This is a genomic window from Streptomyces sp. MspMP-M5 (genome assembly GCF_000373585.1).
GTDB lineage: Bacteria > Actinomycetota > Actinomycetes > Streptomycetales > Streptomycetaceae > Streptomyces.
Map to the genome: position 1 here is coordinate 38,291 of NZ_KB891878.1, position 21,557 is coordinate 59,847.

Genomic DNA, 21,557 nt, shown 5'->3' on the forward strand with positions numbered 1-21,557 from the left:
GGGCACCGCACGGGGGCCGAACGGCCCGGGCCGCCGCGGACGGACGGCCCGGGCCGGGGCCGTCACCGCACCGGCAGCGTCAGCTCGGCCGGGCCGTCCGCCAGCGAGCCGAACGCCACACTGCTCCCCCGCGGGGTGCTGCCCCCGTACAGCGGGTCCGCGGTGTCCAGCACCAGCGCGAGCCGGTGCCCGGCCGGCAGGTCGTACGCGGTGGGGTAGAGCGTGACGTCGAGCGAGAAGGGGTGCCCCGCCTGGCGGCCGGACCAGCTCTGCGGGGCGTGCGAGATCAGCTTGCCGATGCCCAGCGCGTTCACGTCGTAGAGGTAGGCGAAGGCGCTGCCCTTCGGCGTGGACGCGGTGACCGCCGTGTGCAGCCGCGCGGTACCGCGGAGTTGGAGACCCTTGGCGTACGGCGCCGACTGCCAGAGCGCGGCGGAGCTGCGCGGCAGCAGCGGGACGACGACCGTGGGCGGCAGGCCGATCACCTGGTCGAGGGTCCCGGACAGTTCGGCGATGCCGCCGTCGGCGCCCGAGTCGGTGCCGCCGGCCACCCGCCGCCACCAGCCCTCGCCGCCCGCCGCGCCGAGGGTTCCGACGCCACCGGAGTCGGGACGGCCCAGCCGCAGCCGCTCCGTCCGGGAACTGACGGCCCGCCAGTTCTGGTAGTTCTCGTGCTCGCCGCCCGACCGGACCTCCAGCTCCACACCCTGGCGCGCCCCGCCGGAGCCCTTCAGATAGTGGTCGAGCCACTGCCGGGCGCTCTTCCAGGTGGCGTTCGGCAGCCCGAGCAGACTGGTCAGCTCCTGGGTGGCGTGGTCCCCGGGGCGTAGTTCCAGCCGCTTGGGCACGGTCAGCCGCTGGTAGAAGGACGTCATCTGGCCCGGGTTGAAGATGCTGTCGCCCCAGGCGTTGGCCATGAAGACAGCGGTGCCGTGGGCGTTGATGCGGTCCACGTAGCTGGCCGGGGACCTGGTGTGCGCCCACTGGATGACACGGGGCATGTCGCGGTCGGCGAAGAGGTCCGACAGCGTCCGGGCGAACTCGGGGCTGCGGCGGCCGGTCGGCGTCTGGACGGCGGCCAGCAGCCCGGCGGCCTGGAGGTGCCGGGTCTGCCCGCTGTAGAGCGCGTCGGTCAGGTCCGCCCAGCCGCTGAGCGAGGCCACCGCCTTGACCCGCGGATCGAAGGCCGCGCCCAGCAGCGTCAGGCCGCCGCCCAGCGAGAGGCCCACCATGCCGATGCGGCTGCGGTCGGCCGGGGTGTGGGCCAGGGCCCAGTCGATGACCGCGGAGATATCGCCCACGTCCTTGGGGCCCGCGACATCGATCTGCCCGCCCGAGCCCCAGAAGCCGCGCACCGTGTACGTCACCGCGACATAGCCGGCGGCGGCGAGCTGCCTGCCCTGCGCCACGTACTCCAGGTCGTTCTGCCCCCAGCTGGCCGGCTGGACGATCAGCGGGTAGTGGCCGTTCCGGTCGGCGCCCGGGGTCCCGGCCGCCGGGGTGAACACATCGGCCTTGAGTACGGTGCCGTCCTTCAACGGGATGTCGACCAGCCGGAAGGCGGGGGCGGCGGACGCGTGGGCGGCGGACGGAGCGGCAGCCGGGGCGACGGCCACCGCGGTCCCGCCGGGCACGGCCACCGCCAGGGCAGCGGCAACCACCCCCGCGCACAGGGAAACCGACACCCTTCGTCGTCGTCCGACGGGGTGGCCTGAGGTACGGCGGGATCGCGCCATTGCTGCTCCAGGGGGTCTGACCGGGGCGCCACGGTGGCGTCCGTCCGGTGCGGTGATCGGGAGCGTAGGACGGCGCGACCGCCCCGGACGAGATCATGATCAGCCAAATTACCCGCTGGTAACACGCCGCCCGCAGCCCTTACTTGACCGGCCCGAGGGACGAAATGCGAGAGATCGGGCAAATGGTTTAGGGTGCATGGATGATCTTTATCGTTGTGAAGTTTCCCGTGAAGCCGGAATGCGCCGAGGAGTGGCCCGAGAAGGTCAGCGCCTTCACCCGCGCCACCCGCGAGGAGCCGGGCAACCTCTGGTTCGAGTGGTCGCGCGACCTCGAGGACCCGAACACCTACGTCCTGGTCGAGGCGTTCAAGGACGACGCGGGCGAGGCCCATGTGAACTCCGACCACTTCCGCGCCGGCCTGGAGGCCATGCGCCCGCTGCTGCGCCGCACCCCCGACATCGTCAGCACCACGATCAAGGACGCGGACGGCTGGAGCGCGATGGGCGAGCTCCAGATCGGCTGACACCCACGCAAGACCGCGAGACGACGAGGCGGCGGGCCACCCTTGGGGCGGCCCGCCGCCTCGCTGCCGTCGCCCTAGTGCGGGGGCGGGGTACGGGCCGGTGCGCGGGTCACCGTGCGGCCCGCGGTGGTCGCCGCGTGGGCGAAGTGGGCGGCGTCGAGGACGGCGGCTCCGCCGGGGTCGTTGTTGAAGTAGGCGTAGACGTCGGCGCGGTCGGGCCAGGTGTCGGCGATCCGTTGCAGCCAGGTGTGCAGTGACTGCCGTCCGTAGCGCGGCCAGGGCTCGGCGCGGCCCTCGTGGAAGCGGAGGTAGCCCCAGTCGGCGGTCCGCCACAGCGGCGTCACGGGGCGGGACCCGCGGTCGGCCCAGCACAGTGCGGCGCCGCGGCGCTCCAGTACGGTGCGGACGGCGTCGGTCCACCAGGAGTCGTGGCGGGGTTCGACGGCGACCCGGGTGCCGGCGGGGAAGCAGTCCAGGCAGGTGTCCAGGAGTCCGGCGTCGGCGTGCAGGGTGGGCGGCAGTTGGAGCAGTACGGGGCCGAGCCGGGGGCTCAGGTGCGCGGCGCGGGTCATCAGTCGGCGGACCGGCTCCTGGGGGTCACGGAGGCGTTTGATGTGGGTGAGGTAGCGGCTGGCCTTGACCGCCATGACGAAGCCGTCCGGCGTCCGGTCCCGCCAGTCGGCGAACGTCCTGGCCTCGGGCAGGCGGTAGAAGGCGGCGTTGCTCTCGACGGTGGCGAAGTGCCGGGCGTACTCCTCCAGCCAGAGCCACTGTGGGACGTCGGGCGGGTAGAGGACGTCGCGCCAGTCCCGGTACTGCCAGCCGGAGGTGCCGAGGTGGATGGTCATGGGGGATGGGTCCCCGGCCGGGCGTGTGGCGTATCAGACGGGGAAGGGGAGCGGGGAAGGCGGGGTCCCACCGGGTGCCCCGGTTTCCGCAGGTCCGGCCGCCGCCCGCAGCCAGGACGGGGAACATTGGCCGCAAAAGGTGCATCTTGACAGCTGTCGGGGCACGTTCTATGCAGATGGTGTAGCCGACTCGGGCGCCATATCAGCAGGTGAGAGGCGTTGCGAGAGGCGCGGCCGGGCGCCGTCCCGGCCGGGGCGGCCCCGGCGCGCGCCGTCGCCCCCGGATCGGGCCGCGAGACCAGGAGGAGACATGGCACGAGCAGTCGGTATCGACCTCGGGACGACGAATTCGGTGGTCAGCGTGCTGGAGGGCGGTGAGCCGATGGTCATCGCCAACGCCGAGGGCGCGCGGACCACCCCCTCGGTGGTCGCCTTCGCCAAGGGCGGGGACGTCCTCGTCGGCGAGATCGCCAAGCGCCAGGCCGTGACCAACGTCGACCGCACCTGCCGCTCGGTCAAGCGGCACATGGGCGACGCCCAGTGGCACTTCCCCGAGAGCGGCGACATCGACGGCAAGCGCTACACGGCCCAGGAGATCTCCGCGCGGGTGCTCCAGAAGCTGAAGCGGGACGCCGAGAACTACCTGGGCGAGGAGGTCACCGACGCGGTCGTCACCGTGCCCGCGTACTTCAACGACGCACAGCGCACCGCCACGAAGGAGGCCGGGGAGATCGCGGGCCTGAAGGTGCTGCGGATCGTCAACGAGCCGACCGCCGCCGCGCTGGCCTACGGCCTGGACAAGGAGAACGACCAGACGATCCTCGTCTTCGACCTCGGCGGCGGCACCTTCGACGTCTCCCTGCTGGAGATCGGCGAGGGCGTCGTCGAGGTGAAGGCCACCAACGGCGATACGCATCTGGGGGGCGACGACTGGGACCAGCGGATCGTCGACCATCTGACCAGGCAGTTCAAGAACGCGTACGGCATCGATCTGGCGCTGGACAAGATGGCCACCCAGCGGCTGCGCGAGGCCGCGGAGAAGGCCAAGATCGAGCTGTCGGCGGCCAGCGAGACCACCATCAACCTGCCCTATCTGAGCGCCTCGCCCGAGGGGCCGCTGCACCTGGACGAGAAGCTCACCCGCGCCCAGTTCGAGCAGATGACCGCGGACCTCCTCGACCGCTGCAAGGCACCGTTCCACAACGCCATCGACGACGCCGGCATCAAGGTCGCCGACATCAACCATGTGATCCTGGTGGGCGGTTCGACGCGGATGCCCGCGGTGACCGAGCTGGTCAAGCAGCTGACCGGCAAGGACCCGCACAAGGGCGTCAACCCCGACGAGGTCGTCGCCATCGGGGCCGCCCTCCAGGCCGGTGTCCTCAAGGGCGAGGTCAAGGACATCCTGCTGCTGGACGTCACCCCGCTGTCCCTGGGCATCGAGACCAAGGGCGGCATCATGACCAAGCTGATCGAGCGCAACACCACGATCCCGACGAAGCGTTCGGAGATCTTCACCACGGCCGAGGACAACCAGCCGTCCGTGCAGATCCAGGTCTTCCAGGGCGAACGGGAGATCGCGGCGTACAACAAGAAGCTCGGGATGTTCCAGCTGACCGGTCTGCCGCCGGCGCCGCGCGGCCTCCCGCAGATCGAGGTCTCCTTCGACATCGACGCCAACGGCATCATGCACGTGACCGCCAAGGACCTGGGCACCGGCAAGGAGCAGAAGATGACCGTCACCGGCGGCTCCTCGCTGCCGAAGGACGACATCGACCGGATGGTGCGGGACGCCGAGCAGTACGCCGAGGACGACCGCCGCAAGCGGGAGGCGGCCGAGACCCGCAACCAGGGCGAGCAGCTGGTCTACCAGACCGAGAAGTTCCTCAAGGACAACGAGGACAAGGTGCCCGCCGAGGTCAGGACCGAGGTCGAGACGGCCGTCGGCGAGCTGAAGGAGAAGCTCAAGGGCGAGTCCGCCGAGGGCGACAACACCGCCGAGATCCGCACCGCGTCGGAGAAGGTCGCGGCGGTCTCGCAGAAGCTGGGCCAGGCCATGTACGCCGACGCCCAGGCCGCTCAGGGCGCGGCCGGCGGCGAGGGCGCGCAGGCCGGCGGGCGGCAGCCCCAGGCCGAGGACGACGTTGTCGACGCCGAGATCGTCGACGACGACAAGCGGGAAGGAGGCGGACGATGAACCGCCCGACCGACGTCGGTCGGCGCTCCCGCCCGCCGCTCGCGCTCGTCGGGCGCACCGGGTCGGAGCGGGGGCCGGCCCCGCCGCCGCGGCCGGAGCCGGACCCGGTGCGGCCGGACCGGGAGTCCGCCCGCGCGGCGACGCACCCCGCGCGGCGCCGCGGCGCGTCCTCCGGCGCCGCCCGTACGCCCGCCGGGGAGCCCGACGCCGAACGGCTCGCCGCGCAGCTGCGGGAGCGCACGTCCGATCTCCAGCGGCTCAAGGCCGAGTTCGACAACTACCGGCGCCGGGTGCACCGCGACCGGCTGGCGGTCGGCCAGATCGCCGTGGGCAATGTGCTGGAACGGCTGCTTCCGGTGCTCGACGCGCTCGCCGAGGCCACCGCGCAGGGCGAACTGACCGGAGGCTTCCGGCGCGTCGCCGAACTCCTGGAGGCGGAGCTGGCGTCGCTGGGCCTCACCTCCTTCGGCGCCGCGGGCGAGCCCTTCGACCCGCACGTCCACGAGGCGGTGGCCTATACCCCGCCCGAGCGCACCGGCCCGGCCACCCCCGGCGCCACGGACGAACGTACGGTGTGCGCCGAGATCGTCCGCCGGGGCTTCCGGGTCGGCGACCGGCTGCTGCGCCCGGCCGAGGTGACGGTGACCGGCCGGCCGCCGGACCCGCAGGGCGACCAACTGGCGTGAGAAATGCGGCAGTTGCGCGGCTCACCGGACCGGGGTGCCGCGCGCCGCCGTCCGCCGCCCGCTCACCGTGCCGGCCACCACCAGTGTCCCGACGGCCGCCAGGCACAGCCAGGCGAAGGTGTCGCCGATCCGGTCGTAGACCGTGGTGGTGCCGTGCACCGGGACGTAGGCCACGGTGGCCTGCCGGTCGGTGCCGAAGTAGTCCGTGGTGGCCAGCACATGGCCCTGGTTGTCGAAGGCCGTCGTCACGCCCTCGGCGTCCTGGCGGAACAGCGCATAGCCGGCCTCGACGGCCCGGAGGGCGGCCTTGCGGGTGTGCGCGCTCCCGTATTCCCGCCAGTCGTGGGAGGGCACCAGCATGATGTCGGCCGGGACCCGCATCATGTCGGGGAAGTCGGCGTCGTAGCAGATGACGTTGGCCAGCCGGCCGTACGGGGTGGCGACGACCGGGACCCGGCCGTCGCCGGGGGTGAAGGTCTCCGACCCGGGGATGGGGTGGGCCTTCTGGTAGGTCCAGCGCACGGTGCCGCGGGGGTCGATGAGCAGCGTCTCGTTGCGGCCGTAGGACGGTGCCTGAGCGGTGTGGACGCCGATGCCGATCTCCAGGTGGATGCGGGAGCGGCGGGCCTCCTCCCGGGCCGCCGCGATGACCGCGGGCTCGTCGGCGGCCAGCGCCCGCACCCCCTGCTCGGGCCAGACCACGATCCCGGCGCCGGCCGCGGCCTCCCGGCGGGTGGCGGCCAGCAGAGTGTCGAGCACCCCGCGCAGCGCCGGGCGGAGGCTCGCCGGCGGGGCGGTGGCGAGGGCCGCGCGGCCGCCGTCGGCCTGGGCGTAGGCCGCCTTCTGGGCGCGGAGCGCGGTCGCGTCGGCGCTGACCCCGGCGATCCGTACCGTCGGCCCGTCCGGCGGGAGGAAGGCGAGGCGGGCGCCGCCGGCGAGGACGACGGCCAGCAGCACCGCGGCGCAGGTGAGCACGGCGCGCCGCGCGGCGTGCCAGGAGGCCCTCTCCCAGGCGAGATTGGCGACCGCGGCGCACCAGGCGATGAGGAAGCCGATCCCGTAGGAGCCGGTGACCGAGACGAGCTGGAGGAGCGGCAGCATGCCGTCCTGGGTGACCGCCAGCGAGCCGTAGGCGGTGCCGAACGGGGAGAGCAGGGTGATCAGGAACTCCGCCCCGGCCACCGCCGCGGGGAACACCAGCAGCGCCGCCCAGGGCCGCAGCCGGCCGGTCAGCAGCCGGTCGAGGAGGAACGGCAGGGTCAGCAGCGCGGCGAGCGCGGCCGCCCCCGCCAGGGCCACGGGACTGAACAGCGCCGACTCGACGAGCCAGAAGACCGCGGCCGTGGTGTTCGCCGCCCACAGCCACAGGGCGCCGGACCAGGCACGGCTGGTGCGGGCGAAGCGCAGCAGCAGGACGGGGAAGAGCCAGGCCGCGGCGGCGGTGTCCCAGCGGCCGCCGACGGCGAGGAGGTGGGCCGCGGTGCCCAGCGCCAGCCAGGCCCAGCGGGCGCGGGCCGCCGGGGTACGGGTACCGGCGTGGGCCGTCGGCCCGGCGGTGCTCAGGGTGCTCGTGGTGATCACGTGGTTCGTCGTCCCTTCGGGAGGCGCCACGGGCGGCGCCGTCCGGTCAGGTCATGACGCTAGAAAGGCCAGGGCGGGCACGGCGTCGTCCTGGATGCCGATCCGCCGCGGACCCGCGCAACCAGGGTTGCGCCGACGCCCCGCCGATGCCCTCCCCGGGCACGATCACCTCGGCCGAGGCGGGTGGTTAGCCTTGCCACCGTCATGGACACACATCTCCCCGCCGTTCCACGCGGCGCCTGGCGCCGGCTCGCCGACCGGCGCCCCCGGCTCACCGATCTCGCGCTCGGCGGCGGGCTGACCGCGTTCGACGTGCTGACGCTGCTGGGCCGCGCGCCGGCGCCGCGGCCGGGCGGCGTGCTGCTCTGGGGCCTCCAGACGGTCCCGCTGCTGTGGCGCCGCCGCTGTCCGCGTGCCGTGCTGTGCGCCATGACCGCCGCCTTCGTCGCCTTCGAGGTGATCGATCCGGTGCCGGGCAAGATCCCCGGCCCGTTCCTGCTGGTCTTCGCCGTCTACGCGGTGGCCCGGTACACGCCGCTGCCGGCCGGTCTGCCCTGGACGGTGCTGTCGCTGCTGACGGCGGTGACGACCGATCTGCTGACCGGCCGGACCGGGCCGCCGCAGCCCGGTTCGCTGGAGCCGATCACCGCCACCACCTTCGTCGTCTTCTACGGCGCCGCCTGGCTCGTGGGATACGGGCGGCGGCGGATCGTGCGCCAGGCGGACCGGCTGCGCGATCTCAACCTGCGGCTCGGCGACGCCAACGGGCAGTTGCGGGACGTCAACACCCGCCTGCGGGAGGCCAACGAGCGGCTGCGTGCGGAGCGGGAGATCAACGCCCGCCAGGCGGTGGTCACCGAGCGGGCCCGGATCGCCCGCGACCTCCACGACGTGGTCGCCCACCATGTGAGCGCCATCGCCCTCCAGGCACGCGCCACCGAGGAGGTGGTGCGGGACGACCCGCCGGGCGGCCGGCGGGGCCTGGCGCGGATCGCGGAGGCCGCCGACACCGCCCTGGTCGAGATGCGCCGCATCCTGGGCCTGCTGACGGCGGGCGAGGAACGGGACGGGGACGCCGGGCCGGCACCGGAACCGTCCCTCCGCCACCTCGACCGGCTCGTGGCCGCCGCCGAGGCGGCCGGCTGCCGGGTGACCGCGCAGCTGGACGACGCCCTCGGCGAACTGCCGCCCGCACTCCAGATCTCGGCGTACCGGATCGTCCAGGAAGCGCTCACCAACGTCCGCAAGCACGCCGGCCCCACGGACGTACGGGTCGCGCTGCGCCGCGACGGGACGGCGCTGACCGTCGCGGTCGAGAACGGGCCGCCCGCCACCGGGCACCGGCCACCGCCCGGCTCCGGCCGAGGGCTGCTCGGGATCCGGGAACGCGTCGCGGCGTTCGGCGGCACGGTGCACACCGGCCCGCTCCCGCACGGCGCCAGCTGGCGGCTGTCCGCCACCCTTCCCCTGGAGGCCCCCGTATGACGATCCGGGTGCTGCTCGCCGACGACCAGGAGATGGTCCGGGACGCGCTGCGGGCGGTCATCGACCGCCGGGCGGACTTCGAGGTCGTCGGAGCCGCCGCGGACGGCGCGGAGGCGGTCGCGCTCGCCGCCGACCTGCGCCCGGACGTGGTGGTGATGGACGTCCGGATGCCCGGCATGAACGGCGTCGAGGCCACCCGCCGGCTGCGCGCCGACTGGCCGCACCCCGGCCCGCCGCCCCGCGTCCTGGTCCTGACCACCTTCGACCTGGACGAGTACGTGCACGCCGCGCTGCGCGCCGGGGCCGGCGGGTTCCTGCTCAAGAACAGCCCGCCGGACCAACTCGTGCACGCCCTGCGGGTGGTGGCCGATGGCGAGGCGATGCTCGCCCCCAGCGTCACCCACCGGCTGATCGGCGCCTTCACGGCACTGCCCGCGGGCCTGCTGCCCGGCGCCCCGCCGCGGCGCGACGCCGCCGCCCGGCTGCTCGACACCCTCACCGCCCGCGAACTGGAGGTGCTCGTCCTCGTCGCCCGGGGCCGCTCCAACCTCCAGATCGGCGAGGACCTCGGCCTGTCCCGACCCACCGTGAAGAGCCGTGTCAACCGCATCCTGACCCGGCTCGGCCTGGACAACCGCGTACAGGCCGCCCTCCTCGCCCACGAGGCGGGGCTCCTTGGGCCCGGCCCGCTCTGACCCGTCCGCCGGCTGCCCGGGCACGTCGCGCGGCGCTCTTGCGGGGTGGTGCGGGGGCGGCAAGGGTGGGCCGTGGTCGTCCCGCCGGGCGGACGACGGTGTCCGGCCCGGCGCAGAGCCGGAAGACCGGAAGAGAGGTGGAGAGCGCGTGGCGGACGTGCCCGGCATCCCCGACGTCTTCGACCCGCGCCGCTACGCCGGCGGGCTGCCGCACGACGCCTACCGGCTGCTGCGCGACCACCACCCGGTGGCCTGGCAGGACGAACCGGAGGTGCTCGGCTGGCCGGCCGGTCCCGGCTTCTGGGCAGTGACCCGGCACCGGGACGTCGTACGGGTGCTGAAGGACGCCCGGACGTTCTCGTCCCACCTGGGCGCCACCCAGATCCGCGATCCCGACCCCGCCGACCTGCCGTTCGTCCGGCGGATGATGCTCAATCAGGACCCGCCGGACCACGGCCGGCTGCGCCGCCTGGTCAGCCGTGCCTTCACCCCGCGCCGGGTGGGCCGCTTCGAGACCGCCGTACGGGAGCGGGCCCGCGCGCTGCTGACGGCGGCGGTGCGTGCCGCGCGGTCCGGCGACGGGGTGTGCGACGTGGTCGGCGCGGTCACCGACGACTACGCGCTGCTCAACCTCGCCGACCTGCTGGGCGTTCCGCCCGGCGACCGCGGGCTGATGCTGCACTGGACCCGACGGGTCATCGGCTACCAGGACCCGGACGAGGGCGGCCCGGCGGCGACCGGGGCGGACGGCCGGCCGCTCGATCCCCGCTCCCCCGCGCTGCTCCAGGACATGTTCGCGTTCGCCCGCGAGCTGGCCGCGCACAAGCGGCGGCACCCGGGCGACGATGTGCTGACGGCGCTCGCCGCCGATCCCGAACTGGCCGTGCCCGAGCTGGAGATGTTCTTCTTCCTGCTGACCGTCGCGGGCAACGACACCGTCCGCAGCGCCGCTCCCGGCGGGCTGCTGGCACTGGCCCGGCACCCCGACGCCTACGCCGCGCTGCGCACCGGCGCGGTCGCGGTGGGTCCGGCGGTGGAGGAGCTGCTGCGCTGGCATCCGCCGGTGCTGAGCTTCCGCCGGACCGCCGCGGTCGACACCGAGCTGGCCGGCCGCCGGATCCGCGCCGGCGACAAGGTCGTGGTCTTCCACGGCTCGGCCAACTACGACGAGCGGGTCTTCGCCGGACCCGGCCGGCTGGATCTCGCCCGCACCCCGAACCCCCATGTCTCGTTCGGCGACGGTCCGCACGTCTGCCTGGGCGCGCATCTGGCCCGGCTCCAACTACGGGTGTTCTACGAGGAGTTCTGCGCGCTGCTGCCCACCGTGACGCTCGCCGGACCACCGCAGCGGCTGGTGTCGAACTTCATCCACGGGCTGAAGGCGCTGCCGTTGCGGATGGCGAGGTGAGGCAGGGGGTCGGGGGCGGGAGGGGGTCGGCGGGGCGGCCGGTCAGCGCACGGTCGGTGCGCTGGTCCGGTCCGAGGTGTCCGGGGTGTCCGAGGTGTCCGGGGTGTCCAGGGTGTGGGCCGTCGTCCAGTCGACGATCTGCACGGCCGCGCCGGCGGCCTCCCGGCCCCGGCAGCGGGCGTGGTGGCGGCGGGCGATGGCGTCCAGGTCGAGGTGGCGGCCGAAGGCGGGCCGGGCGGCCAGGCGGCGGGCGTAGGCCCACAGGCGGCGGTGGCCGGCGATGCGCTGGACGGCCGCGGCGTCGAGGTGCCAGCGGTGGACGGTGTCGAGCTGGACCAGGTCCACCCACAACTGCACGTCGGCGAGGGTGAGTTCGTCGCCGAGCAGGTAAGGATGGTCGGCCAGGCGGCGTTCCAGTGCGGCGAGCGTGCCGAGCAGGGTGTCGAGGGCGGCCTCGTAGCCGGGGTGGTCGCTGCCGAGGCCGCCGGCGCGCTGGGCGGCCTGGGCGAGGTCCCGTTCGCAGCGGTGGGCCAGCGCGTCGATCGCGTCCCGGGCGTGGGCCGGGTAGAGGGCGGGGCCGTGGGCGCCGAAGCGCTCGGCCAGGTCGCGCAGGATGTCCGGGGCGTGGTTGCTGACGATCCGTCCGGTCCAGTCGTCGCCGAGCACGGGTGCGGCGGCCGGGCCGCGGTACTGGTGCGCGCCGGCCTCGTAGCGGGGGCGCAGCGCCGCGTAGCCGCCGTCGGGGGTGTCGGGGACGGCGGGCAGCAGGGTCACCGGGAGGGTGTCGCCGAGGTCGAGCAGGCTGTGGGTGATGGCGAGGCCCAGACAGTGCGGACAGGACGGGGACAGGAAGAGGCGGTAGCGGTGCGGGACGGGGTAGTGGCCGCTGCGCACGTCGGAGCCGATGCGACCCCGGAAGGCCGGCGTCGCGGGCGCGGCCGTCTCGCCGGTGGTCGTCTCGGCGGCGGGTGCGGCGGACAGGGAGGTTCTCGATGCGGAGGTCATGGGAGTCCCTGGGTGCGAGGTCCGGTGTGTGGGCGTACGGGCGGGCGCCTGACGGCGGTCGCCTGCGGGTGTGGACGGACGCGGATGGACACGAACGGACGTGAACGGCCGTCCGCGCGGCGGCGCGAGGGGCGGACGGGCCGCGAACGGGGCGTGGCGTCAGGGGAACCGGCTGCCGCGCCGCGGGTGGGCCGCGGCGGACTATGCGGCGCTGCAGACGCGCAGCAGATCGATGTGCCGGCGGGAGGTGAGGAGGGGCAGCGGCCGGTCCGCGCGTGCCCCGCGGGCGCCGGTCCGCTCCGTGTGCCCCATGGTTGCCCACCTGTTCGCTAGGGTCTGCCCTCGAGTGTCGAGGCGGCACCGGGCGGCGTCAAGGGTGGTGCGCCGGCGCGGTTCCGGTGGTGAACGCATATGCGTGCCCCGAGCGGCGCGGCCCGCGCCATGTGCTCAGGGATAATGCCGGCATGCGGATTTCAGCCAGAGCGGATTACGCGGTGCGCGCCGCACTGCAACTCGCGTACGCCCGGGACGGGGGTCCGCTCAAGGCCGAGGCGATCGCCGACGCCCAGGACATTCCACACAAGTTCCTCGAAGGCATCCTGGGCGATATGCGGCGGGGCGGTCTGGTGCTCAGCCAGCGCGGCGGGAACGGCGGTTACCGCCTGGCCAAGGCCCCGGAGGAGATCAGCATCGCCGATGTGATCCGGGTGGTGGACGGACCGCTGGTGTCCGTACGGGGCGTGCGGCCGCCGGAGTTGTCGTACAGCGGCCCCGCGGAGTCCCTGCTGCCGCTGTGGGTGGCGCTGCGGGCCAACGTCCGCCAGATCCTCGACGGGGTCTCGCTGGCCGATGTGGCCTCGGCCGCACTCCCCCGCCGGGTGTCCGCGCTGACCGAGGACCCGGCGTCCTGGACGAATCCGTAGCTACGGTCCCGTCCTCGGCCACAGTCCACCCGCACCCGCGCCCGCCCGACCTGCGACGGACGGCCCGGGCGTCCGGAATCCGACCCCGATCCGTCCACCCCTCGAACACCCCTTGCCCGGAGCCGAGTTCAGAACGCATCATCATGCCCGTGATCGCTTTCCCTACCAATCCAGTGGGAAATAGGGAAGCGGCCCGGGCAGCCCCCGCTCCCCGGTTCCCCAACCCGGCTCCCCAGCCCGGTTCCAGCCGACGAGGACGGTGAACGGCGCCATGCCGAAGAGGTCCGCAGCACGCCCCGCCGCCCCGCGGCCCGAACCCCCGGCGGAGCCCGAGAACTGGCACCGCGTCACCCGTGAACTCGCCGACGACCTCGCCGTCGACGCGCTCAGCCGCGACCGGGCCGGCAAACCGCCCTTCGACGAACTGGCCCGGCTGCGCGAGGCCGGTCTGCCGGCGCTGCTGACCCCACCGGGACCGCTCCGCGGCGGCAGCGACTGCCGCACCGCCGGCTCCGTCATCCGCGAGATCGCGGCGGCCGACGGCTCCATCGGCGAACTCCTCGCCCGCCACTACGCGCTGTCCTGGAGCACCCGGTTCTTCGGCACCCCGCAGCAGGCGGACGCACTGGAACGCCGGGTGGCCGAGGAGCAGTGGCTGCTGGCCGGCGACACCGGGCATCCGACGGCCGACACCGAACCGCCCGCGCCGGGCGCCGGCCGCGCCCTCACCCTCACCCCGGACGGTTCCGGGTATCTCCTGCACGGCCGCCGGTCGTTCGCGGCCGGGGTGACCGTCGCCGACCGCCTGATCGTCGGCGCCGCCTGCACCGGGGCCGGCGACCGGCTGATCGCGCTGGTCGACCCGGCGCACCCCGGCGTCACCACCGACCCGGCCCACGACCGGCTGGGCCAGCGCCTGACCGGCGCCGGCACGGTCGCCTTCGACGCCGTGCCGGTGCCGCCCGAACAGATCCTCGGCACCGTCTCCCACGACGAGCAGCACCTCACCCCGTACGCCGCGCTGGACCCGCTGACGCTGCGGCTGGCGCTCGTCCAGGTGGCGCTGGGCATCGCCGAGGGCGCGCTCGCCGAGGCCCGCGACCTCAACCGCGCCGCCTCGCGCACCTGGGAGCCCGAGGACGGCGCCGCGGCCCCGTACCCGGAGCTGCCGGGCGGCGACCCCTATCTGCTGCTGGCGTACGGCGAACTGGTCGCCGCCGCGCACACCGCCGCGGCCGTCGTGGAACCGGCCACCGAGGCGCTGGCCCGGGGCCTGCTGATCGGTCAGGGGCTGGGCGTCGACGAGTGTGCCGACATCGCGGTGCTGGTGGCCGCGGCCGAGGCGGTGACCGGCCAGTCCGCGCTGCAGATCACCACCCGCATCCTGGAGCTGACGGCCGGCGCCGACGCCACCGGCGGCGACCCGGGCTTCGACCGGTTCTGGCGCAACGCCCGCGTCCTGACCGCGCAGCGCTCGTCCGCGCACAGCCTCCGGGCCATCGGCGACCACTACCTCAACGGCGCGCATCCGCCGCTGACCCTGCGGATCTGAGGCGCGAGCAGGGACAGCGGCGGATACCGGGCCGGGGTGGTCTCAGACGGCGGCCAGCATGCTCCGGCCGAGCCAGTCCGAGGCGTCCCGCACGCCGGGCAGCGCGAAGAAGTACCCGCCGCCGGTCGGCGAGATGTAGTCCACCAGCGGCTCGTCGATCAGCCGCTCCTGGGTGGCCTCGAACTGCCGCAGGACGTCCTGCTGGTAGCAGCAGAAGACCAGGCCCATGTCGAGGTTGCCGACGTTGTCGACACCCCGGTCGTAGTTGTAGCCGCGGCGCAGGATGCGGGTGTCGTCGGTCTTGGCGGTCCGCGGGTTGGCGAGCCGGATGTGCGAGTCGAGCGGGATCGCGGTGCCGTGCGGGTCCTTGTGGTACGCGGGCACGTCGAACTCGCCCGCGCCGTCCAGCGGGGCGCCGGTGTCCTTGCGGCGGCCGAACATCTTCTCCTGCTCGGCCAGCGAGACCCGGTCCCAGAACTCCACCAGCATCCGGATGATCCGGATGACCTGGTAGCTGCCGCCGGTGGCCCAGGCGGGCTCGCCGTGGCCGTCGCCGACCCACACCAACTGGCCCATCTCCCGCCCGGACTTCACGTCCGGGTTGGCTATCCCGTCCTTGAAGCCGAGCAGGTTGCGCTGGGTGCCGCTGGGCCGGGGCGCGTTCTGGAAGCCGTCGACGCGCCACTTGATCTGCATCCCGCCGCGGGTGTGCCGGGCGATGTCGCGCAGCGCGTGCAGCACGGTGTCCTGGCGCTCGGCGCAGATCTGCAGCGAGAGGTCGCCATGGCACTCGGCGGCCTGGAGGTTGTCGTTGGGGAAGGTCCGCATCGGGCCGAGCTTGCGCGGCTTGGCCTTGGCGAGGCCGTAGCGGTCGTCGAAGAGCGAGGCGCCCACGCCGACGGTGACGGTCAGCGCGTCGGCCGGGACCACCGGCCCGAGGATGCCGTTGTCGGACGGCGGGGCGCCGACGCCGAGGTCCTGCGGGGCGCCGCCGGCGGTCAGGAAACGGGCGCGTTCGGTGATCGTCCGCAGCAGGTCGGTGAGTTCCTTGCGGTTCTCCGCGATGACGTTGAGCGAGACGAAGGCGGCGGCAGCGGGCTGCGGGGTGAGGATGCCCGCCTGGTGGGCGCCGTGGAACGGCACCTTCCCGGCGTCGGCGGTGTCGGCGGCCCGGGCCGTTCCGGCGGTGCCCTGGCCCAGCGCGAAGCCGCCGCCGGCCAGCACCGCACCGGCCGCGCCGGCGCCCAGCGCGGTCTTCACGAACGAGCGCCGGTCGGCGGGACAGCGGCCCTGCGGGCCGGGCGTTTCGGCGGACATCTCGTGGTTCCCTTCGGAGCGTGCGTGGGGTGGTGCAGCGTTGTCGACGTGGACGGGGTGGGTGGTACGGGGCCGTCGGGCGGGCGCCCGGTGCGTCCGGCGGTGTGCGCGGACGTCCGGGCGTCCCGTGCCTCGGCGGGTCAGGCGGACTTGCGGATCTCCAGGAGGTCCGGCACCGGCGCCAGGTGCTCCAGCAGCCGGCCGGTGATGCCGTTCAGCCGCTGGCGGGCGGTGGCGTCGAGCTTCTCCACCGGCGTCCAGGTGCCGTCGTGGTGCGCGGCGTCGAGCTGCTGCTGCAGCCGGTCGATGTCGCTCTGGATGGACGTCAGCAGCTGCGGATCGCGCTTGACGATCAGCGGGTGCAGGACGTCGAGGAGTTCGCGGGTGCCGGCGAGGTTGGCGTCAGCGGTGGCGAGGTTGGTGCCGCTGCCCTCGTCGGTGTCGCCGGTCAGCTCGAACTGGAGGGTGTTCTCCAGGATTTCGTGGGTGCGCAGCGGCAGGTCACCGGGGTCGAAGTCCTGGGTGGGGAACGCCTTGCGCAGTCCCACCACGTCGTCGTGCAGCTGCCGCGCCGGGCCGGTCAGCTCGTCCGCGGACGCGCCGTGCCACAGCCCGTACTCGATCCGGTGGAAGCCGGAGAAGTCCTTGTCGTGCACGCCGCCCGGGAGTCCGTCGGCGCGCCCGTTGATCTTCTTGTCGAAGTCCTCGAACGTGCCGTAGGCGGCGCCGAGCGAGGAGTAGGTGCGGTGCGCGGTGAGCCAGTCCGTCCGCGCGCCGTCCAGGTCGCCGGCGGCGAGGTCGTCGCCGAGCTGCCGGGTCTGATCGGTCAGCGTGGCCAGACCCCGGTCGACGTACTGCTTGTAGGCGCGCAGCGGCCCGGTGAGGTCCGCCTCCGCGACCGGCACGACGGCCTTGGCGCCGCCCCCGCCGCTGACCCGCACGGCGGCGGAGGTGACCGCCTTGCCGCCGGTGGGGACGCAGCGCCAGGCGTACGAGCCGCCGGCGATGGTGGCGACCAGGTCGCGGGTGGTGCCGGGGGCCAGGCCCTCGATCTCGCCGTATACCGCGTTGGTCGCGGGGTCGACGAGGTACACCTCGGAGGTCTTGTCGCCGGTGTTCTGCATCTGGAAGGTCTGCCGCCCGGGCTTGGGCGCGGTGAAGCCCTTGCCGCACTCGGTCTCGGACACCGCGACGGTGGGTGCCCCGGCCGGCTTGGCCTTGCCGAAGGCGACGATCCCGCCCGCGACGACGGCCGGCACGGCCACCACGGCGACCGGCAGCAGCCACGCGGGCCGCTTCCGGCCCCCGCCGGCCGACGCGGGCTCCGGCACCGACTCCGGCTCCTTCGGTTCCGGCTGCGCCGGGGACTCCGGCTCCGGGTCCGGCTCCGACCCGGCCTCGGGAGCCTCCCCGTCCGCAGGTGCCTCGCCCTTCGCGACCGACGCACCCTCAGCGGCCTGCTCCGCGACCGCCTTGGCGGCCGCCGGCTTCTCCTCCGCCGCCCGCGGCGCCGGCTTGGCGGTCCGCACGCCACGGACGAACAGTGTCATCACCACGACGAGGTAGCCGGCGTACCCGATGAGCTGCAGCCAGGTCATGGCCGGCATGAGGTTGAAGACGCCCTGGACCAGGGTCGTGTACCAGGCGCTCGGGTCGATGCTCTGGCTGAGGTCGAAGGCGAACGCGGTCTTGCCGGGCAGGACGCCGCCCTCCTGGAGGTCCCGCAGGCCGTATCCCAGGACACCGGCGGCGATGACGATGAGCACGGCACCGGTCGCGGTGAAGAACCTGGTGAGGTTGATCTTGAGCACCCGGCGGTACAGGCCCCAGCAGAGCCCCGCGGCGATGACCAGCCCGACGCCGGCGCCGACCATCGGCCCGACCGACTCCCCCGCCGCCCGCGCCGTGGTCCACAGGAACAGCGCGGTCTCCAGCCCCTCCCGGCCCACGGCCAGGAAGGAGGTGACGATCAGCATGCCCGAGCCCATGGCGAGCGCCCCGGTGACCTTCTCCTTGATCTCACCGGAGAGGCTGCGTGCGGAGCGGCGCATCCAGAACACCATCGCGGTGACGAACGCGACCGCGATCACGCTCAGCGTGCCGCCGAAAGCTTCCTGCGCGGTGGCCGAGAGCGAGGCGGCGGTGAAGGTGAGGACCGCACCGAAGCTCATCGCCACCGCGATCGCCGCGAGTACACCGGTCCACACCTGCGGGAGACGGGACTTGGCCCCGGCCCGGACGAGGGTGGCGACGAGGATCGAAACGATGAGTCCGGCTTCCAGCCCTTCTCTCAAGCCGATCAAGAAGCTCGGAAACGCGTCGTCCCACATAGTCGTCCTCTCCGGCCCGCGCACCCGCGCCGGTATGCCTTACCTCAGTTAGCGAAGGCATACCTTAGTCAGCCGGCCGGAAGATGTCTACATTGCTGTAGTCACATCGTCACGGGGCGATAACGACCCCTGGTACGGACCCCGCACCCCCCCTGGGCCGGACAAACAAAAAGGCCCGGGAGAACCCGGGCCGGGACAACACAGTCCCCGGGAGTCCACATCGCCACCATCTACCTCAGTCGTCGCCGAGGCTCCGGTTCGCGGGGCTTCCGGGGGCCTAGCCAGAGCCATGCTAAGGGTCTCCTGTCAACAAACGTCTTTGCTGACGGTGCGGCTCTCCGGTTGTCTGGTTACACACCAGTTTCCTCCCGTTTTATCCAGAGTCAAGGGGTATGCGGAGAGAGCGCCGAAAGAGGACGGCAAGCCGTCGGCGGGCGGCGGCGCAAGAAGCCGGAAGCGAGCCGTCGCCGCAGGTCGGGGGCGTGGTGCTGCACATCAAGAGCGCGTAAAGATTGCCGGGATGCGGCAATGTGCGGCGGCCCGACCGCATGTGACGATCGTCCTCGTTCGAGCGGAATGAGCGAGTGCGGGAGGGCTGCGCATGGCCTGGTTTCTTGGTCTCGGCATCGGCGGGATCGCCGTTCTCGTACTGTCGCTGATCTTCGACGGAGTGCTGGAGGGGCTGTTCGGCGGGGTGCTGGACGGGCTCTTCGACGGACTGTTGTCCCTGCCGGTCATCGCCGGGTTCCTGTCGATGTTCGGGTTCGCCGGCGCGATCGTGTGGGGCGGCACCGGGCTCGGCCTCGGGCCGGCCGTCGTCGCCGGGCTGGCCGCGGGCGCCGCGGCCGGGGGCGCCACCTGGCGTTTCAGCCGGGCGCTGATGCGCGACCGGAGCGCCCCGGCACCGCGCCGCGAAGACCTGGTGGGCACCGCCGGATCGGTGGTCACCGCGATCCCCGCCGACGGTTACGGCGAGGTGCTGCTGCGGCAGGCCGGGCACCCCGTGAAGCTGGCGGCCAGGAGCGCGGTCCCGGTGGCCCGGGGTGCCGAGGTCTGGGTCGAGTCCTCGCTCTCGTCCACCTCGGTGGCGGTCCGTCCCGTCGAACGCTGAACGGGGGCGGCCGGGCCCGTCCACCGATACGGGCCCGCACCCGCCCCCGTACTCCCGGACCCGGCGCGCCCCGCCGCCGGGCCGATCACCCACACCATCACCTTGAGCTGCCTACCCCCAGGAAGGCAGGGGGGATTTGTTATGAGTTCAGTCATTGTCGCCGTCGTAGGCGCCGTCGTCCTCGTCGTGCTGCTCGCCCTGGTGGTGATCACGCGCTACAAGGTCGCCGGGCCCAACGAGGCGTTCATCATCACCGGCCGCCGCGGCCAGAAGTCCACCGACCCGGAGACCGGCCGGGTCAGCGTCGACAACAGCGGGCAGAAAGTCGTCGTCGGGGGCGGCGTCTTCGTGATCCCGTTCGTCCAACAGCGCTTCTCCCTGGACCTGTCCAGCCGGCATCTGCCGGTGGCGGTGCGCGGCGCGGTGACCCTGCGCGGGGTGAAGGCCAACCTCGACGGCGTCGCGATCGTGAAGGTCGGCGGCAGCGAGGACGCCATACGGGCCGCGGCGCAGCGCTTCCTCCAACAGCAGGACGGCATCGTCGGGTTCACCCAGGAGGTGCTGTCGGGCGCACTGCGGGCGATCGTCGGCCGGATGGCGGTCGAGGACATCATCCGCGACCGGGCCGCGTTCGCCGGCCAGGTCGCCGAGGAGGCGGAGGCCAGCCTGTCCGGGCAGGGCCTGATCCTGGACGCGTTCCAGATCCAGGACATCACCACCGAGGGCTCGTACCTGGAGGACCTGGGCCGGCCGGAGGCCGCGCGGGCCCGCCAGGAGGCGGACATCGCGGAGGCGAACGCCAAGCGGGTCTCGGAGCAGGCCCGGCTGAAGGCCGCCGAGGAGATCGCGGTCGCGGAGCGGACGCTCTACCTCAGGCAGGCCGAGATCCGCGTCGAGACCGAGGCCGCGTCCGCCAAGGCGAACGCCGCGGGTCCGCTCGCCGAGGCCGCACGCCGGCAGGAGGTGCTCTCCGAGCAGGAGAAGGTCGCCGAGCGGCAGGCGGCGCTCACCGACCGGGAGTTGGACACCAAGGTCCGCAAGCCCGCGGACGCCGCCCGCTACCAGGCCGAGCAGGAGGCCGAGGCCCGTCGGATCGCCCAGGTCAAGGAGGCCGAGGCGGCCGCCGAACGGGCCCGGCTGACCGGTGAGGGCGAGAAGCTCCGCCGGGCCGCACTCGCCGAGGCCGTGCGACTGGAGGGCGAGTCGGAGGCCGCCGCACTCGCCTCCAAGGGCACCGCGGAGGCCGCCGCGATGCACAAGAAAGCCGACGCCTTCGCCCGCTACGGCGATGCGGCCGTGCTCCAGATGCTGGTCGAGATCCTCCCGCAGGTCGTCGCCAAGGCATCCGAACCGCTGGGCGCCGTGGACAAGCTGACCGTGATCTCCACCGACGGTGCGGGACAGCTGCCCCGTACGGTCGCCAACAACGTCGCCCAAGGGGTGGAACTCCTCGGATCGGTCTCCGGGGTCGATCTGGCCGGCCTCCTGAAGCGGGTGACCGGCGGCGACGCGAAGGGGACAGCGGGGTCGGGCGCGGGTGCCGGCTCGGATGCGGGCTCGGTAGCGGTCCCGGTGTCGGCGTCGGCGCCGGGGTCACCGGCGGCGGCCAACGGCCGGATTGACGTCACCGACTGAACCGACTGGCCGACTGGCCGACTGGCCGCCTTCGTAAGGAAGTTGAGGATCGAGGGGGGTGGTGTCACGGAGGCGCCGGGCGAGGGGAGCCCGGACTCTGTGCCGCCTTCCCCCCAACTTCCCGATCCCATCGGTCCCCTGGTCCCGATCCGCTACGGCAGTAGTGAGACCTGGCGTCTGGACACTCACCGGGGCCGCTACTTCGTCAAACGCCTGGTCATCGGTGACTGGCGCACGCAACTGGAACGCGCGATGGACTTCGAACGCCGGGTCGGCGCCGCCGGCATCCCGGTGCCCGTGCCCGTCGTACCCACCGATCCGGCCTGGGGGTTTGTGGCGGACCTCGGCGACGGGCACGGCCTGGTCCGCGCACATGTCTGGCTCGACGGCGAGCCGCCGGCTCCCTCGACCTGCAGACGGCCGAGCAGCGCGTCACCCACCGCCTCACCGCCCTGCCGGAGTTCTCCTCCCGACTGCTCGACTGGTCGCAACGGATGGCCTGAAGTGCGTCCCGTACGGAGAGG

Annotated in this window: 17 protein-coding genes; 10 read left to right on the forward strand and 7 right to left on the reverse strand. The window is 73.5% G+C overall.

The annotated features are described in order from the left end of the window. Positions 1-62 precede the first annotated feature (62 nt). Complete coding sequence (locus B073_RS0108395; protein WP_018537639.1) at positions 63-1,661, reverse strand: CocE/NonD family hydrolase; 1,599 nt, start codon at positions 1,659-1,661, stop codon at positions 63-65. Between the two features lie 275 nt (positions 1,662-1,936). Here B073_RS0108395 and B073_RS0108400 point away from each other — a divergent pair, with 275 nt between their 5' ends. Continuing rightward, on the forward strand, positions 1,937-2,260 hold the full coding sequence (locus tag B073_RS0108400; protein ID WP_026247188.1) for a putative quinol monooxygenase: 324 nt from the start codon (positions 1,937-1,939) through the stop codon (positions 2,258-2,260). A 74-nt stretch (positions 2,261-2,334) separates the two neighbouring features. Here the strand turns inward: B073_RS0108400 and B073_RS0108405 are convergent, their stop codons facing one another. Then, a complete protein-coding gene (locus tag B073_RS0108405; protein ID WP_018537641.1) occupies positions 2,335-3,108 on the reverse strand; it encodes a DUF72 domain-containing protein in 774 nt (257 codons plus the stop codon). A 310-nt stretch (positions 3,109-3,418) separates the two neighbouring features. Here B073_RS0108405 and dnaK point away from each other — a divergent pair, with 310 nt between their 5' ends. Next, positions 3,419-5,305 carry a molecular chaperone DnaK gene (gene dnaK / locus B073_RS0108410; RefSeq protein WP_018537642.1) on the forward strand — a complete coding sequence of 629 codons (1,887 nt, stop codon included), beginning with the start codon at positions 3,419-3,421 and terminating at the stop codon, positions 5,303-5,305. After that, positions 5,302-5,991, forward strand: a complete 690-nt coding sequence (grpE, locus tag B073_RS0108415) for a nucleotide exchange factor GrpE (RefSeq protein ID WP_018537643.1) — start codon at positions 5,302-5,304, stop codon at positions 5,989-5,991. Before dnaK ends, grpE begins: the two co-directional genes overlap by 4 nt. Positions 5,992-6,012: 21 nt before the next feature. Here the strand turns inward: grpE and B073_RS0108420 are convergent, their stop codons facing one another. After that, a complete protein-coding gene (locus B073_RS0108420) occupies positions 6,013-7,572 on the reverse strand; it encodes a nitrilase-related carbon-nitrogen hydrolase (protein ID WP_018537644.1) in 1,560 nt (519 codons plus the stop codon). A 204-nt stretch (positions 7,573-7,776) separates the two neighbouring features. Here B073_RS0108420 and B073_RS0108425 point away from each other — a divergent pair, with 204 nt between their 5' ends. The 3 genes from B073_RS0108425 (at position 7,777) to B073_RS0108435 (ending at position 11,160) form a co-directional block, all read left to right on the forward strand. After that, the gene (locus tag B073_RS0108425; RefSeq protein WP_018537645.1) at positions 7,777-9,057 is read left to right on the forward strand and encodes a sensor histidine kinase; all 1,281 of its coding nucleotides are present in this window, start codon (positions 7,777-7,779) and stop codon (positions 9,055-9,057) included. Beyond that, on the forward strand, positions 9,054-9,752 hold the full coding sequence (locus B073_RS0108430) for a response regulator (protein ID WP_018537646.1): 699 nt from the start codon (positions 9,054-9,056) through the stop codon (positions 9,750-9,752). Before B073_RS0108425 ends, B073_RS0108430 begins: the two co-directional genes overlap by 4 nt. 148 nt (positions 9,753-9,900) lie before the next feature. Continuing rightward, positions 9,901-11,160 carry a cytochrome P450 gene (locus B073_RS0108435; protein ID WP_018537647.1) on the forward strand — a complete coding sequence of 420 codons (1,260 nt, stop codon included), beginning with the start codon at positions 9,901-9,903 and terminating at the stop codon, positions 11,158-11,160. Between the two features lie 42 nt (positions 11,161-11,202). Here the strand turns inward: B073_RS0108435 and B073_RS0108440 are convergent, their stop codons facing one another. Together B073_RS0108440 and B073_RS49000 are read right to left on the reverse strand one after the other, a co-directional pair. After that, a complete protein-coding gene (locus B073_RS0108440) occupies positions 11,203-12,165 on the reverse strand; it encodes a glutathione S-transferase C-terminal domain-containing protein (protein WP_018537648.1) in 963 nt (320 codons plus the stop codon). Positions 12,166-12,366: 201 nt separating this feature from the next. Beyond that, positions 12,367-12,477 carry a putative leader peptide gene (locus tag B073_RS49000; protein WP_018537649.1) on the reverse strand — a complete coding sequence of 37 codons (111 nt, stop codon included), beginning with the start codon at positions 12,475-12,477 and terminating at the stop codon, positions 12,367-12,369. Positions 12,478-12,629: 152 nt separating this feature from the next. On the opposite strand from B073_RS49000, the gene B073_RS0108450 reads away from it, so the two are divergent. Together B073_RS0108450 and B073_RS0108455 are read left to right on the forward strand one after the other, a co-directional pair. Beyond that, entirely contained in the window at positions 12,630-13,088 is a 459-nt protein-coding gene (locus tag B073_RS0108450) for an RrF2 family transcriptional regulator (protein WP_026247189.1), read from the forward strand. Between the two features lie 271 nt (positions 13,089-13,359). Next, the gene (locus B073_RS0108455; protein ID WP_018537651.1) at positions 13,360-14,640 is read left to right on the forward strand and encodes a hypothetical protein; all 1,281 of its coding nucleotides are present in this window, start codon (positions 13,360-13,362) and stop codon (positions 14,638-14,640) included. 42 nt (positions 14,641-14,682) lie between these two features. On the opposite strand, the gene efeB is transcribed toward B073_RS0108455, so the two are convergent. Both efeB and efeU read right to left on the reverse strand, forming a co-directional pair. Next, complete coding sequence (gene efeB / locus B073_RS0108460; protein WP_018537652.1) at positions 14,683-15,957, reverse strand: iron uptake transporter deferrochelatase/peroxidase subunit; 1,275 nt, start codon at positions 15,955-15,957, stop codon at positions 14,683-14,685. Between the two features lie 140 nt (positions 15,958-16,097). Beyond that, positions 16,098-18,287, reverse strand: coding sequence for an iron uptake transporter permease EfeU (gene efeU, locus B073_RS0108465; protein WP_018537653.1), 2,190 nt, complete (start codon positions 18,285-18,287; stop codon positions 16,098-16,100). 601 nt (positions 18,288-18,888) lie between these two features. Between efeU and B073_RS0108470 the strand changes: the two genes are divergently transcribed. Together B073_RS0108470 and B073_RS0108475 are read left to right on the forward strand one after the other, a co-directional pair. Further along, entirely contained in the window at positions 18,889-19,398 is a 510-nt protein-coding gene (locus B073_RS0108470) for a hypothetical protein (protein WP_018537654.1), read from the forward strand. Between the two features lie 141 nt (positions 19,399-19,539). Continuing rightward, on the forward strand, positions 19,540-21,033 hold the full coding sequence (locus B073_RS0108475) for a flotillin family protein (protein ID WP_018537655.1): 1,494 nt from the start codon (positions 19,540-19,542) through the stop codon (positions 21,031-21,033). Positions 21,034-21,557: the final 524 nt, after the last annotated feature.

Excerpts from the sequence above, each read along its gene's own strand:
- grpE (WP_018537643.1), top strand. The coding sequence starts at position 5,302 with ATGAACCGCCCGACCGACGTCGGTCGGCGCTCCCGCCCGCCGCTCGCG.
- B073_RS0108400 (WP_026247188.1), top strand. The coding sequence starts at position 1,937 with ATGATCTTTATCGTTGTGAAGTTTCCCGTGAAGCCGGAATGCGCCGAG.
- B073_RS0108430 (WP_018537646.1), top strand. The coding sequence starts at position 9,054 with ATGACGATCCGGGTGCTGCTCGCCGACGACCAGGAGATGGTCCGGGAC.
- B073_RS0108425 (WP_018537645.1), top strand. The coding sequence starts at position 7,777 with ATGGACACACATCTCCCCGCCGTTCCACGCGGCGCCTGGCGCCGGCTC.
- B073_RS49000 (WP_018537649.1), bottom strand. The coding sequence starts at position 12,477 with ATGGGGCACACGGAGCGGACCGGCGCCCGCGGGGCACGCGCGGACCGG.
- B073_RS0108475 (WP_018537655.1), top strand. The coding sequence starts at position 19,540 with ATGAGTTCAGTCATTGTCGCCGTCGTAGGCGCCGTCGTCCTCGTCGTG.
- dnaK (WP_018537642.1), top strand. The coding sequence starts at position 3,419 with ATGGCACGAGCAGTCGGTATCGACCTCGGGACGACGAATTCGGTGGTC.
- B073_RS0108450 (WP_026247189.1), top strand. The coding sequence starts at position 12,630 with ATGCGGATTTCAGCCAGAGCGGATTACGCGGTGCGCGCCGCACTGCAA.
- B073_RS0108470 (WP_018537654.1), top strand. The coding sequence starts at position 18,889 with ATGGCCTGGTTTCTTGGTCTCGGCATCGGCGGGATCGCCGTTCTCGTA.
- B073_RS0108455 (WP_018537651.1), top strand. The coding sequence starts at position 13,360 with ATGCCGAAGAGGTCCGCAGCACGCCCCGCCGCCCCGCGGCCCGAACCC.
- B073_RS0108440 (WP_018537648.1), bottom strand. The coding sequence starts at position 12,165 with ATGACCTCCGCATCGAGAACCTCCCTGTCCGCCGCACCCGCCGCCGAG.
- efeU (WP_018537653.1), bottom strand. The coding sequence starts at position 18,287 with ATGTGGGACGACGCGTTTCCGAGCTTCTTGATCGGCTTGAGAGAAGGG.
- B073_RS0108405 (WP_018537641.1), bottom strand. The coding sequence starts at position 3,108 with ATGACCATCCACCTCGGCACCTCCGGCTGGCAGTACCGGGACTGGCGC.
- efeB (WP_018537652.1), bottom strand. The coding sequence starts at position 15,957 with ATGTCCGCCGAAACGCCCGGCCCGCAGGGCCGCTGTCCCGCCGACCGG.